The sequence below is a fragment of the Porphyrobacter sp. SLTP genome, from assembly GCF_009905735.1.
Lineage (GTDB): Bacteria > Pseudomonadota > Alphaproteobacteria > Sphingomonadales > Sphingomonadaceae > Erythrobacter.
The window spans coordinates 82,472-95,729 of sequence record NZ_JAAALE010000011.1; the positions used below are offsets into that span (position 1 = coordinate 82,472).

The 13,258-nt window shown below is 66.3% G+C and carries 11 protein-coding genes; 6 read left to right on the plus strand and 5 right to left on the minus strand.

Features of this window, described 5'->3' with window-relative positions; all coding sequences use genetic code 11:
• Positions 1 to 188: 188 nt before the first annotated feature.
• The 5 genes from GVM20_RS10865 to GVM20_RS10885 all read right to left on the minus strand — a co-directional run bounded on the left by GVM20_RS10865 (position 189) and on the right by GVM20_RS10885 (position 5,642).
• On the minus strand, positions 189 to 356 hold the full coding sequence (locus tag GVM20_RS10865; protein ID WP_166547212.1) for a hypothetical protein: 168 nt from the start codon (positions 354 to 356) through the stop codon (positions 189 to 191).
• On the minus strand, positions 349 to 1,239 hold the full coding sequence (gene bchO, locus GVM20_RS10870; RefSeq protein WP_166547213.1) for an alpha/beta fold hydrolase BchO: 891 nt from the start codon (positions 1,237 to 1,239) through the stop codon (positions 349 to 351). Before bchO ends, GVM20_RS10865 begins: the two co-directional genes overlap by 8 nt.
• Entirely contained in the window at positions 1,236 to 2,924 is a 1,689-nt protein-coding gene (locus GVM20_RS10875; protein ID WP_166547214.1) for a magnesium chelatase subunit D, read from the minus strand. The genes bchO and GVM20_RS10875 overlap by 4 nt, the downstream gene beginning before the upstream one ends.
• Complete coding sequence (gene bchI, locus GVM20_RS10880) at positions 2,921 to 3,922, minus strand: magnesium chelatase ATPase subunit I (RefSeq protein WP_166547215.1); 1,002 nt, start codon at positions 3,920 to 3,922, stop codon at positions 2,921 to 2,923. The genes GVM20_RS10875 and bchI overlap by 4 nt, the downstream gene beginning before the upstream one ends.
• A gap of 67 nt (positions 3,923 to 3,989) precedes the next feature.
• Positions 3,990 to 5,642, minus strand: a complete 1,653-nt coding sequence (locus tag GVM20_RS10885; RefSeq protein ID WP_353653145.1) for an ABC transporter permease — start codon at positions 5,640 to 5,642, stop codon at positions 3,990 to 3,992.
• Positions 5,643 to 5,689: 47 nt separating this feature from the next.
• Here GVM20_RS10885 and GVM20_RS10890 point away from each other — a divergent pair, with 47 nt between their 5' ends.
• The 6 genes from GVM20_RS10890 to metH all read left to right on the plus strand — a co-directional run bounded on the left by GVM20_RS10890 (position 5,690) and on the right by metH (position 13,249).
• Positions 5,690 to 6,709 (plus strand): ABC transporter ATP-binding protein, encoded by a 1,020-nt coding sequence (locus GVM20_RS10890; protein WP_199799561.1) that lies wholly within the window; start codon positions 5,690 to 5,692, stop codon positions 6,707 to 6,709.
• A 64-nt stretch (positions 6,710 to 6,773) separates the two neighbouring features.
• The gene (locus tag GVM20_RS10895; RefSeq protein WP_166547217.1) at positions 6,774 to 7,817 is read left to right on the plus strand and encodes a Fe(3+) ABC transporter substrate-binding protein; all 1,044 of its coding nucleotides are present in this window, start codon (positions 6,774 to 6,776) and stop codon (positions 7,815 to 7,817) included.
• Between the two features lie 157 nt (positions 7,818 to 7,974).
• On the plus strand, positions 7,975 to 8,790 hold the full coding sequence (locus tag GVM20_RS10900; RefSeq protein ID WP_166547218.1) for a ferredoxin--NADP reductase: 816 nt from the start codon (positions 7,975 to 7,977) through the stop codon (positions 8,788 to 8,790).
• Between the two features lie 56 nt (positions 8,791 to 8,846).
• On the plus strand, positions 8,847 to 9,245 hold the full coding sequence (locus GVM20_RS10905) for a hypothetical protein (protein WP_166547219.1): 399 nt from the start codon (positions 8,847 to 8,849) through the stop codon (positions 9,243 to 9,245).
• Between the two features lie 202 nt (positions 9,246 to 9,447).
• On the plus strand, positions 9,448 to 10,590 hold the full coding sequence (locus GVM20_RS10910; protein WP_166547220.1) for an acyl-CoA dehydrogenase family protein: 1,143 nt from the start codon (positions 9,448 to 9,450) through the stop codon (positions 10,588 to 10,590).
• A 46-nt stretch (positions 10,591 to 10,636) separates the two neighbouring features.
• Entirely contained in the window at positions 10,637 to 13,249 is a 2,613-nt protein-coding gene (metH, locus tag GVM20_RS10915) for a methionine synthase (protein WP_166547221.1), read from the plus strand.
• Positions 13,250 to 13,258 lie beyond the last annotated feature (9 nt).

Here is a 13,258-nt window from a genome sequence, read left to right on the forward strand (position 1 = left end):
CGTTTTCCAATAAAGATTTCGAAGAACGATGTTCGAGCGTTTCAGACGCGCTCGCGGGCGCGGCGGTGAACGCGGCCCATGGCCGAAAAGCTGCCGCCTGCCAAAGGAAATTCACATGGGATAGGATGCGATCGGTTCAGGCGTGCACACGTCGCGCTCGCAGCGATCTTCAATCAACGCAAGTTGCGTCAGGGGGCAGGCGGTCCGCCCTCGCGCTCGGCCGCGTCTTTTGCCGCCTTTTCGGCGCGGGTCTTCTTCAGCATGCGGTCCATCTTCACCCACTGCCAGACGCCGAACCCGATCGCGATGCCATAGAACAGCACCAGCTCGATCCATCCGAATGTGCCGCTATCCATGGCGCGCCTCCTGATTGTGCTCGGCGAGGAAGGCGGCGATCAGCGCGGCGGCTTTCTCGGGCGCTTCCTCATGGGCAAGATGGCCGAGACCGGGGAGCACGTCCAGCCGCGCGTTCGCCAGCCAGCTATGGGCGTCCTTCGCCCAGTCGAGCGGGATGGCAGGGTCGTTCGCGCCGTGGATCAGCAGCACCGGATTGCGCACCTCACCCATTCGTAACCGCAGGCCGGGCAGGTCCCAGTTCGCCATCATGGCCAGCGCGCCCCCAGCGTGCGCGGGGTGCTTCAGCAGCGTGCGGTAACAGGCGAGGCCCTCGGCATCGATGTGTGAATGGGTGGAGCGCCACAGGAACTTCTTGGCGCCGCCGACAAGGTCGATGCTCCCGGCAAAGAAACGCGGCACCAGCGGATTGACGAACAACGCTTTGGCGACCGCCGGGAAAATCTGTGCGAGCGCGCCGGGGAAGGGCCGCAGCGCGGAATTGAGGCCGATGATCGGGCCGGTGTAGCCGTGATCGAGCGCCATTTGCAGCGCAATCGCCGCCCCGGCCGAATGGCCGATGATCGCGGTGGGCTGGATGTCGAGCGCCTGCATCAGCCCCGCAATCTCGCCCGCCATTGCCGGCAGGCTCATCGCATAGGCATCATGGCCCGTGGTAAAGGCATGGCGGGGCAGATCGGGGGCGATGACGGTGTGGCTTTGGGCCAGCAGCGGCATCAGCCCGCGCCATGAATGGACCGAAGCGCCGGTGCCGTGGAGGAGGAGGAGCGGCGGGCCGCTCCCCATGCGCTGCACATGCCAGCGCTTGGCGCCAAGGCTCACGAAGTCACTTGCCTCGCGGTGCGGCCAGATCAGGCCCTCGCGGTTCCAGTCGAGGCTGCTCATGCCGCCTTGCCGATGGGCTGGACGGCGTTGATCGCAGCCGTGATCATCCGGGCATCGGCGCGGGGGAGGGCGAGGAAGCGGCCGCCCAGCGCAGCGGCCAGCGCCGCGCCCTCGGGGCCAGGGCGGGCGGAGATATCAACCACCAATGCGTCGATCCCGCGCGCGTAGATGGCCTTGGCGGCGGACTCCGCATCGGCGGCGGCCTGGGGCCTGCCGGGTGAGCCGTCTGCGGCGATGTTTGCGCGGCCATCGGTCAGGATCACCAGCGCCGCGCTGCGCCCGCGTGCGATCACGGCTTCGGCCACTTCGCGGGCAGTGTTGAGACCCATCGCGAGCGGCGTGCCCCCGCCGCCGGGCAATTCCGCCAGCGTCCGCCGCGCGCGGGTAAGCGAGCGGGTGGGCGGCAGGATCAGTTCCGCGCTCGTTCCCCGGAAGGCAACCAACGCAACTTCGGAGCGGGTGACATAGGCCTGCCCAAGCATCAGCTCGACCGCGCCTTTGGCCTCGGCGAGACGCGCCGCCGCTGCCGATCCGCTGGCATCGACGGCGAAGATCGTGACGCGGGCGGCGCGTTCCTCGAACCGGCGAATGCGCAGGTCTTCCTTGCGCATCAGGATCGCCGAGGCGTCATTGCCGCCCGCTTCGCGCCGACGCACGGCCTGCCACGGCACGGCCGCCCGCAGCGAGTCGATCAACGCCAGCTTGGCCCCGCCGCGCGGCATCCCCGGACGCGCACCCAGAGGCTTTCCGCGCGTGGCGGCCTTGCGTTTCTGCCCGGTGCCGCTGCTGGACGAGCGGCGCGGGGCTTTGCCTTGGGCGAGCTGCGCGAGCAGGTCCGCCGGGATCGCCGCCTTCGCCGCTTCGACCAGGATGTCGGAGAGGTCGAGTTCCTGCTGCTGCTGTTCGCTGTCGGACTGGTCATCCCGCTCGCCCTCAGGCGGCGGCGGCTGGTCTTCCGGCGGGGCCTCCTGTTCTTGCGACGGGAGGCGCGTGGCGCGTGGGACGAGCACCAGCCGCACGGCGCCGGTCAGATCGCCTTTTTCGGCAGCGCCGCGCCCGTCGAGCGCCGCGAGCCCGCGCGCCGCCTCTCCGGCGAAGATCAGCGCCCGCACGCTCTCCACCCCCAGCGCGTCAGCGGTCGCGGCGAGCGCGCGCAGGGCGTCGTCATCCAGCGGCGCGACCTGCGCCAAAGTGCCAACCGCAGGAGCCAGCTCCACCCCCTGCCAGCGCCGCGAGGTGGACAGGTCACAGGCGAAGGCCAGCCGTTCGGTCAGGCTGGCGGGCGGCGCTTCCTCGGGCTCGGTCGCATCGTCGAGCAGCACCAGCGCGGCCTGCCCCTCGTCCAGTGCTTGCGCCAACCGTCCGGCAATGCTGCCATCCATCCGCTCGGCCATCCCAGCGAGCAGAGCGCCGCCGCGCGCTTCCTCGATCAGACCCGTCTGACGGATCGGGCGACCGGCCGAGAGGCTGGCGGCGAGATCGATCCCGCCCAGCAGCCGCTCATCATCAATATGTCCCGGCATCCGCCTGAGCGTCACCGCTGCGCCCAAGGCCGCCACAAGCGCCTCGCGTGCGGGGCTGTTGCCGCGCAGGACCATGCCTTTGAAGATGGCCGGAGCCAGAGCAAACAGCCGCGCCGCCAGAACCGCATCATCGAGCGGGTCAGCGGTGTCGTCGAGGGTCATCCGAACAGCTCGGCAATCGCCCGGGTGATGCGCACGGTGGAGCCGGTTTCGTCCAGCACATCGCGCCGCAGCCGGTGGCGCAGTGCGAGGGGGGCAATGGCGATCATATGCTTGCGGGTGACGCTCTTGGCCCCCTCCAGCGCCGCCAGCGCACGGGCGGCGCGCATCAGGGTAAGCTCGCCGCGCAGCCCGTCCGCGCCCACGGCGAGGCACAGGTTGGCAGCATCGCGCAGCACATCATCGCCCGCTTCCAGCTTGGGCAGCCGCGCCTTGCCCTTGGCGACCCGCTTGAGGATCGCCTCGTCCTCACCCGCCCAACGCGCCGCGAAGCTTTCAGGATCACGCTCGTTCTCGGCGACGAGGCGCATGATCGCGATGCGGACCTCGATATCCTTGGGGCTGCGCACTTCGACCGACAGGCCGAAGCGGTCGAGCAATTGCGGGCGCAATTCGCCCTCTTCCGGGTTGCCGCTGCCGATCAGCACGAACTTGGCCGGGTGGCGGACGGACAGGCCTTCCCGCTCGACCACGTTCTCGCCCGAAGCCGCCACGTCCAGCAGCAGGTCGACGAGGTGATCTTCGAGCAGGTTGATCTCGTCGATGTAAAGGAACCCGCGATGCGCCTTGGCCAGCAGACCGGGCTCGAACGCCTTTTCGCCCGAGCGCAGCGCGCGTTCCAGATCGAGCGAGCCGATCACCCGGTCCTCGGTCGCGCCCAAGGGCATATCGACGAAGGGCACCGCGCGCTTGACCATCTTGCCGGTGCCGCAGACGCCGGGATAACGCGCCTGATCCTCTTTCGAGGCGCCATAGGGGCAGCCATCTGCGGCCATGATCGGCGGCAGCAGGCTGGCGAGCGCGCGCGCGGCAGTGGACTTGCCCGTGCCGCGATCGCCGAACACCATCACCCCGCCAATGCTGGGGTCGACGGCGGCGATCAGAAGCGCCTGTTTCATCTCGTCCTGACCGACGATTGCAGAGAAGGGGAAGCGTGCCATGTGGAGCGTCTTGTGAACGCTTGTCGCGCGTCGGACAAGCCGTGTGACAGGCTGGCTGGACAGTTTTCTACCGCTTCCCGAGCCGGTTCAGCACCAGCACCGGCAGCAACCCTGCCGCCAGCAGGATCAGCGCGGGGATCGCAGCTTCCACCAGCCGTTCGTCACTGGCGAGCCGATAGGTGCGGGTGGCCAGCGTTTCGAGGTTGAACGGGCGCAGGATCAGCGTCGCGGGCAGTTCGCGCACAGTATCGATGAACACCAGCGCCGCCGCGCCCGTCAGGCTCGGGGCGAGAAGCGGCGCATAGATCCGGGCGAGCACGCGGGACGGCGCAGCGCCAAGACTCCGCGCGGCGGCATCAAGGCCGGGAGGGATGCGCGCCAGCCCGCCGCTGACGCTGTTGTAAGCGACCGTCATGAACCGCACCGACAGCGCATAGATCAGCAGCGCGCTGGTGCCGGTCAGCAACAACCCGCCGCTCCAGCCGAGATTGTCGCGGGCGAAGCGGGTCAGGCTCTGATCGAAGGCGCCGAGCGGCGCGAGCAGGCCGACCGCGAGCAAGGCGCCCGGCAGCGCATAGCCCAGCGTCGCCAGCCGGATCGCGCTGGCCGTGACGCGCGAGGCCGAGCGCGCGCGGGCAAAGGCGAGCACAAGCGCGGCGACAAGGCACAGGCTTGCCGCAGCAAGGCCCAGCCACAGGCTCCCGCGGATATAGGTAGGGAGGTCGCCTGCTGCGGCCTGCGCGATCGGGGTCAGCGCAAGGGTGGCGAGGTATCCGGCGGGCAGCACGAAGCCGAGCAGCACCGGCACGGCGCAGGCGAGGCAGGCCAGCCCCTTGCCCAGCGGCGTCAGAGCCACCAGCGGTTCCTCGCCCCGCCGCGCGGCGAGGCCATCGCGACTGTCACTGCGTCCGCGCCGGCTCTGCGCCTCCCACGCCACCAGCGCGATGACGAAGACCAGCATGATCGCGGCGAGCTTCAAAGCGGCGGCTTTGTCGCCCATCGCCAGCCAGCTGCGGAAGATCCCGGTCGAGAAGGTGGGGATCGCGAAATATTCGGCCACGCCGAAATCGGCGAGCACCTCCATCAGCACCAGCGCCAGCCCCCCCGCAATGGCAGGGCGGGCGGCGGGCAGCGCCACGCGCCAGAACGCCCGCGCAGGCGCGGCGCCAAGGCTGCGGGCGGCGCGGAATTGCGTGAGGCTCTGAGTTGCAAAGGCGGTGCGGGCCAGCAGATAGACGTAAGGATAGAGCACAAAGCCCAGCACAAAGGCCCCGCCGCCCAGCGAGCGGATATCGGGGAAGGCGTAATCCTCCGCCCCCCAGCCCATGCTCGCGCGCAAGGCGCTTTGCAGTGGTCCGGCGAAATCGAGCAGGTCGGCATAGATATAGGCGGCCAGATAGGCGGGCAGGGCGAGGGGCAGCACCAGCGCCCAACTCAGCACACGGCGCCCCGGAAAGCGGGTCGCGGCGACAAGCCACGCGCAGCCGGTCCCCACCACCGCCGCGATGCCGCCCGCCAGCAGCATCAAGAGCGCGGTGTTGGCGACATAGGTCGGCAGTACGGTCGCAGCGAGATCGGCAATCGCCTCTCCGCCTCCTGCGAGCGAGGCCCAGGCGATCGCGGCAATCGGCAATCCGGCCAGCGCGGCGATGGCCAACGCCGCCGCGCTCCAACCGCCACCGCTTGCACCATGGCCTGCAATTTGCCTAAGGCGGCTCACCGGGAGTTTCCCCCGAAACCCACGCGCCGTGAGGGCAGGATCAGCCATTGAGCCTCGAATTTCGTCATATTGCCCATGCATACGGTGAGGTGCGGGCGCTGGAGGATATCAGCTTTACCGCGCCCGCGGGGGAAATCACGTGCCTGCTTGGCGCGTCGGGTTGCGGGAAGTCAACACTGCTTGGCCTAGCGGCAGGCTTGCTGCGCGTGCAGCAGGGCGAGGTTGCGCTGGCGGGCGAGGTGCTGGCCGACGCGCAGCGCAGCCCGCCGCCCGAAGCACGGCCGGTGGGGCTGGTGTTTCAGGACGGCGCGCTGTTTCCGCACATGACGCTGGCCGCCAATGTCGCCTTCGGTTTGCCCAAGGCGCGGCGCGATGAGGCGGATAGCTGGCTCGCCAAGGTCGGGCTTGCGGGCATGGGCGCGCGCTATCCCCACGAGCTTTCGGGCGGGCAGCAACAGCGCGCCGCGCTCGCCCGCGCCATGGCGCCCGAGCCGCGGGTGCTGCTGATGGACGAGCCCTTTGCAAGCGTCGACATTGTGCTGCGCCGCAAGCTCCGCCGCGAATGTCGCATCCTGCTGCGCGAGGCGGGGGCGACGGTGGTGCTGGTGACGCATGACCCCGCCGAAGCGCTCGATATCGCGGACCGGATCGCGGTGATGGAAGGCGGGCGGATCATACAGTTTGGCACCCCGCAGGAGTTGCACAACGCGCCCTCGACCGCCTCGGTCGGAGCGATTTTCAGCGGCGCGCAGATCATCCCGGGCACGCGCGGGGCGGAGGGCCTCGACACGCCGTTCGGCTTGTGGCCGCTGGAGAGCCTGATCGGCGAGGTGCCCGATGCCCCCGCCTTCGATCTGCTGGTGCAGGCTGACCGGCTGGTGCCGGTGGCCGATATGCGCGGCTGCACCGTGCGGGATGTCCATCCGATGGGCGCGCGCAATCGGGTGCTGCTCCAAGGGGCAGACGGGGCGGCGATCACCGTCGAAACCGCGCTGCCGGTTGACCTGGGCAAGACCTACAGCGTGCTGCCGGACCCGGACAGCGTGCGGGCCTTCGCGCGCAGTTAGGGCTTGCGCAGCCTTGGATTATATTGCAAGTCATTCGCAATTAGTCACAGAAAGCCTCTCTCCCATGAAGAACCTCGTCCTTGCCGCCTGCGCTCTCGTCAGCCTTGGTGCGCTGTCCGGCTGCGCTGATGACGCAGGCGACGCGGCGGTACCGATCACGGGTGAGGTCAACATCTATTCCTCGCGCCACTATGACACCGATCTCGCGCTCTATGAGGATTTCACCCGTGAAACCGGGATCAAGGTCAACCGGATCGAGGCCGATGCCGATGCGCTGATCGAACGGATCGGGGCCGAGGGCGAGTTCAGCCCGGCCGACCTGCTCATCACGGTCGATGCCGGGCGGCTGTGGCGTGCGGAAGAGGCAGGCATTCTCGCTCCGGTCGATTCGCCGGTGCTGAAGGAACGCCTGCCCGCCAACCTGCGCCACCCCGATGGGCTGTGGTTCGGTCTGTCGACCCGCGCGCGGATCATCATCTACAACAAGGCCGAAGGTGCGCCGCAGGGCCTTGCCAATTATGCCGATCTCGCCAGCCCGGCGCTGAAGGGCGCGATCTGTATGCGGTCGTCCTCGAACATCTACAACATCTCGCTCCTCTCCAGCATCATCGCCCACAAGGGCGCTGCCGCAGCCGAGGCGTGGACCAAGGGCGTGGTCGCCAATTTCAAGCAAGCCCCGCAAGGCAATGACACTTCGATGATCGAAGCGGTCGCCACCGGGCAGTGCCGTGTGTCTGTGGTCAACACCTACTATCTCGCCCGCTATGCCGGGGGCGATGCCGCCGCCAAGGCGATCTTTGACAAGGTCGGCGTGATCTTCCCCGATCAGGGCGGGGTCGGCACCCACGTCAACGTCAGCGGCGCGGGCCTCGTCAAGACCGCACCCAATCGCGACAATGCGGTGAAGTTCCTCGAATACCTGACCTCGGAAAGCGCCCAGCGGTACTTCGCGGACGGCAACAACGAATACCCGGCGAGCATCGGGCTGAAGGCCAATTCCTCCGTCGAGGCGCTCGGCGCATTCAAAGCCGATACGCTGAGTGTCGCCGATATCGGCAAGGGTCAGGCCGAAGCGGTGAAAATCTTTGACCGCGCTGGCTGGAACTGACGCGGGACAGGCAAAGGGCAGGCGAATTGCGGCAGATCAAGGCCCGCTTTCACCCCTTAACACTAAACTGTCTTGATGGGGGCGCGCTACTCGTCCATTTGCGCCCGCATTCCGGCTGCCCGTGGGGGCGGCGCTGACCTGACATCCGAGGCCCGTTTTGAACCAGCCCACCATCGACCGCGACCAGTTTACCGAAAGCGCGGCGCTCTCTGTCGAGACCATCACCTACGTCCACCACTGGTGCGAGGGGCTGTTCACGCTGAAGATGACCCGCCCGCCGAGCTTCCGCTTCCGCTCGGGCGAGTTCGTGATGATCGGCCTGCCGGGTGACAACGGCAAGCCGCTGCTGCGCGCCTATTCGGTGGCGTCGCCCAGCTATGACGAGGAGTTGGAATTCCTCTCGATCAAGGTGCAGGACGGCCCGCTGACCTCGCGGCTCCAGCACATCAAGGTCGGCGATCCGATCTATCTCGGCAAGAAGCCGACCGGCACGTTGGTGACCGACGCGCTGCTGCCGGGCAAGCGGCTGTTCATGCTTTCGACCGGTACCGGGCTTGCGCCGTTCATGAGCCTCGTGCGCGATCCCGAAGTCTACCAGATGTTCGAGGAAGTGATCGTGGTGCATTCGGTGCGCAACGTGAACGAGCTGGCCTATCGCGAGCTGCTGGAATCGAAGCTCGAAGGCGACCCGTTGCTCGAAGACGAAGACCGCGCCAAGATGATCTACGTCCCCACTGTGACCCGCGAACCCTTCCGCACGCAGGGCCGCATCCAGGCGCTGATCGACGATGGCCGGCTGTTCGAGCAGTCGAAGGGCCCGCAGCGGTTCGTGCCGGACGAGGACCGCGTGATGTTGTGCGGGAGCATGGCGATGATCAAGGACCACGCCGCCGATCTGGAACGCCGCGGGTTCGAGGAAGGCGCGAACAACAAGCCGGGGCAGTTCGTGATCGAACGGGCGTTTGTGGGTTGAATTCGCAGGGCAAATAGCCTTGTATTCATGGGACGTTCAGCAATTCAGGCGCAGCTTTGGCCAAGCTGAAGGAGTGCGCGATGCCCATTCGCCTTGCCCTGTGCGCCACTGCGCTGACTATGGTCCTCGCTCCCACCGCCGTTTCCGCCCAGGTGGCAGTGGAAAATCTGTCGATGTCGAACAATTATCGCCTGTTGCAGGTGTCGCTACCGGCCGCCAGCATATCGCCTGCGGATTTCAAGGCACAGACCCAAGCGATCCAGTCCTGCGGCGATGCAAGGAAACTCGCGCGCGATTTGGGTGCCCGCCTTACCCGCAGCACCTATGTTGGGACGACCAACGTCCCGCGCCAATTGCTCCCGGTCCTCGCCGAAACGCCCACAGGCCGCGCCACGCCCGTGCTGGTCGATAACAGCAATGGGTTGCATGTACTGGTGGTGTGCAGCCGCACCTAATGCGTCACCGTCGCCCCGTGCTTGACACGGGGCTCGGCTGCCTTCTGGTTTGACACCGCAAAGAAGCCTAGCCCCGGACCAAGTCCGGGGTGACGAATTTGGGAGGGGTCGAAAGGCTCCCCACTTTCGCACTTGACCCCTGCCCGCGCGGGCTGTTCAATCGTGGCAAATCAAAACCCATTCCCTGGAGAGACACCCCGCCATGCTCGCGACCTCATACCGCACCGCCTATAACGAAGACCATGAGGCCTTCCGCGACACCGTCCGAAAGGTCTTCGCCGAGCATCTGACCCCGCACATGGACGAGCACGAGGCCAACGGCATCGTCCCGCGCGACGTGTGGAAGAAGATGGGCGACGCCGGAATGCTGTGCATGACGGTGAAGGAGGAGAACGGCGGCCTCGGCCTCGATTTCGGCTTCAACTGCGTGCTGACCGAAGAGCTGTCCTACCTCGGTTCCTCGGCGGGCTTCACGCTCCAGAATGACATCACCGCGAACTATTTCGAGCGCCTCGGCAACCCCGAACAGCGCGCCAAATATCTCCCCGGCATGGTCAGCGGCGACATCATCACCGCGATCGCCATGACCGAACCGGGCGCAGGCTCCGATCTTCAGGGCATCCGCACCACCGCCAAGAAGGACGGCAATCACCTCGTCATCAACGGCTCGAAGACCTACATTACCAATGGCCAGAACGCCGATTGCGTGATCGTGGTCGCCAAGACCGATCCCGAGCGCGGCGCAAAGGGCATCAGCCTTGTGCTGGTCGACGCCGACACCCCCGGCTTCGAGCGCGGGCGCAATCTCGACAAGATCGGCCAGCACGCCGCCGATACCTCCGAGCTGTTCTTCAACGACTGCCGCGTGCCGATGACCAACATCCTCGGCGCTGAGGGCATGGGGTTTGTGCACCTGATGGAGGAGCTGCCGCAAGAACGCCTCGGCATCGCGGTCGGCGCGCAGGCGGCGGCGCAGCGGGCGTTTGACGAGGCGGTGACCTTCACCAAGGACCGCAAGGCTTTCGGGAAGACGGTGTTCGAATTCCAGAACACCAAGTTCACCCTCGCCGACCTCAAGGCCAAGCTCCAAGTCGGCTGGGCGCACCTCGACTGGGCGATCAAGAAGCATCTCGCAGGCGAACTCACCACCGCCGAAGCGAGCGCGGCCAAGCTGTGGCACACCGATCTGCAATGGGAACTGTGCGATGCGTCGCTGCAACTCCATGGCGGGGCAGGCTACATGAACGAATACGCCATCGCCCGCCTGTGGCGCGATGCGCGCGTGACGCGCATCTTCGGCGGGACGAACGAGATCATGAAGGAAGTGATCTCGCGGAGTATTTGACCTTACGTCTCCCCTCCCCTCAAGGGGAGGGGCTTGAGAGACAAAAATGACCCAACCCTCCTCCGCCCGCTTCATCAACATCGGTGAACGCACCAACGTCACCGGCTCGGCCGCGTTCAAGAAGCTGATCATGGCAGGCGATTACCCGGCCGCCGTCGAAGTCGCGCGCCAGCAGGTCGAAAACGGCGCGCAGGTGATCGACGTCAACATGGACGAAGGGCTGCTCGATGCGGTCCACGCGATGACGACCTTCCTCAAGCTGATCGCCGCCGAACCCGATATCGCCCGCGTGCCGGTGATGATCGACAGCTCGAAATTCCACGTGATCGAGGCCGGGCTGAAATGCGTTTCCGGCAAGCCGATCGTGAACTCGATCTCGATGAAGGAGGGCGAAGCCGCCTTCCTCGAACACGCGCGCATCTGCATGGATTACGGCGCAGCGGTGGTGGTCATGGCCTTCGATGAGACGGGGCAGGCCGACACCAAGCAACGCAAGGTCGAAATCTGCAAGCGCGCCTATGATCTGCTGGTGGCCGAGGGCTTCCCGCCCGAAGACATCATCTTCGACCCCAACATCTTCGCGGTCGCGACGGGGATCGAGGAGCACAACAATTATGGCGTCGACTTCATCGAGGCGGTGAAGGAACTGCGCGAATTGTGCCCGCATGCGCATTACTCGGGCGGCCTCTCCAACCTCAGCTTCTCGTTCCGCGGCAATGAACCCGTGCGCCGCGCGATGCACTCGGTGTTCCTCTACCACGCGATCCCGGCGGGCCTCGACATGGCCATCGTCAACGCGGGGCAATTGGACGTCTATGACCAGATCGACCCTGCGCTGCGTGACGCCTGCGAGGACGTGATCCTCAACCGCGATCCCGACGCCACCGAGCGCCTCATAACCCTCGCCGAGAGCTTCAAGGGCAAGAACGTCGCCGACGAAAAGGCCGCCGAGGAATGGCGCGGCTGGGCGGTGGAAAAGCGGCTCGAACACGCGCTGGTCAAGGGCATCGACGCGCATATCGTCGACGATACCGAGATCATGCGCGCCGCCATCGCCGAAGCCGGTGGCCGCCCGATCGAAGTGATCGAAGGCCCGCTGATGGACGGCATGAACGTCGTCGGTGACCTGTTCGGCTCAGGCAAGATGTTCCTGCCGCAGGTGGTGAAGTCAGCCCGCGTGATGAAGAAGGCGGTCGCGCACCTCATCCCCTATATCGAGGCGGAAAAGGACTTGCTCCCCGAAGAGGAACGCAAGGCCAAGGGCAAGATCATCATGGCCACCGTAAAGGGTGACGTCCACGACATCGGCAAGAACATCGTCGGCGTCGTGCTCCAGTGCAACGGCTATGATGTGATCGACCTTGGCGTGATGGTGCCTTGGCCGACGATCCTCGCTGCCGCCAACGACAACAAGGCCGACATGATCGGCCTCTCTGGCCTCATCACCCCCTCATTGGACGAGATGGTGACGGTGGCCGAAGAAATGCAGCGCGCGGGCATGACCATGCCGCTGCTGATCGGCGGGGCGACCACCTCCAAGGTGCACACCGCGCTCAAGATCGACCCGGCTTATGAAGGCCCGGTTATCCACGTGCTCGACGCGAGCCGTGCGGTCGGGGTTGCCTCCAAGCTGCTGTCCGACACCCAGCGCGATGAATATGTCGCGCAGGTTGAGGATGAATATATCGCTGTGCGCGATGCCCGCGCCGGCAAGACGGTGAGCGCGCTGCTCAGCCTTGCCGATGCGCGCGCCAATGCCTTTCCCGCCGACATGGCCGCCAAGCCGGCTGCGCCCGCACAGCCGGGTCTTCACGTGTTCGATGACTGGTCATTGTCACATCTTCGCGGGTTCATTGACTGGACGCCGTTCTTCCGCGCGTGGGAACTCCACGGCACCTACCCTGCGATTCTCTCCGACGAGGTGGTGGGCGAAACCGCGACGCAATTGTTCGCTGATGCCAACGCGATGCTCGATCAGATCATCGCCGAAAAGTGGCTGACCGCACGCGGCGTGGCGGGCCTGTGGCCGTGCGGGCGCGACGGGGATGACATCGTGCTCGACAACGGCGCGCGCCTCCCGATGCTGCGCCAGCAGGTGAAGAAATCGCGCGAGCGGGCCAACATGTGCCTCGCCGACTTTATCGACCCGAGCGGCGACTGGATCGGCGGCTTTGCAGTCGGCATCCACGGGATCGACGATCACTCTGCGCGCTTTCAGGCCGACAAGGACGATTATTCCGACATCCTGCTGAAGGCGCTGGCTGACCGCTTTGCCGAAGCCTTTGCCGAAGCGCTGCACCAGCATGTCCGCACGACCTTGTGGGGCTATGCACCGGGCGAGCAGCTGACGTGCGAGGCGCTGATCAAGGAAGAATATCGCGGCATCCGCCCGGCTCCCGGCTATCCCGCGTGCCCGGATCACTCGCTGAAGCCGATCCTGTTCGACCTGCTTGATGCGCCTGCCAACACCGGTCTGACGCTGACCGAAAGCTTCGCGATGTGGCCGACGGCGGCGGTGAGCGGGTTCTATTTCGGTCACCCCGAAGCGCAGTATTTCGGCGTTGCCCGCGTGGGGCCGGATCAGGTCGAGGAATATGCCGCACGGCGCGGGGTCGATCTGGCGACCGCGGAACGCTGGCTCAGGCCGAATCTCGATTGACGCCGCGCA

Bases quoted from the DNA above. Each gene is read 5' to 3' on its own strand.
- GVM20_RS10865 (WP_166547212.1), bottom strand. From the start codon at position 356: ATGGATAGCGGCACATTCGGATGGATCGAGCTGGTGCTGTTCTATGGC.
- bchO (WP_166547213.1), bottom strand. From the start codon at position 1,239: ATGAGCAGCCTCGACTGGAACCGCGAGGGCCTGATCTGGCCGCACCGC.
- GVM20_RS10875 (WP_166547214.1), bottom strand. From the start codon at position 2,924: ATGACCCTCGACGACACCGCTGACCCGCTCGATGATGCGGTTCTGGCG.
- bchI (WP_166547215.1), bottom strand. From the start codon at position 3,922: ATGGCACGCTTCCCCTTCTCTGCAATCGTCGGTCAGGACGAGATGAAA.
- GVM20_RS10895 (WP_166547217.1), top strand. From the start codon at position 6,774: ATGAAGAACCTCGTCCTTGCCGCCTGCGCTCTCGTCAGCCTTGGTGCG.
- GVM20_RS10910 (WP_166547220.1), top strand. From the start codon at position 9,448: ATGCTCGCGACCTCATACCGCACCGCCTATAACGAAGACCATGAGGCC.
- metH (WP_166547221.1), top strand. From the start codon at position 10,637: ATGACCCAACCCTCCTCCGCCCGCTTCATCAACATCGGTGAACGCACC.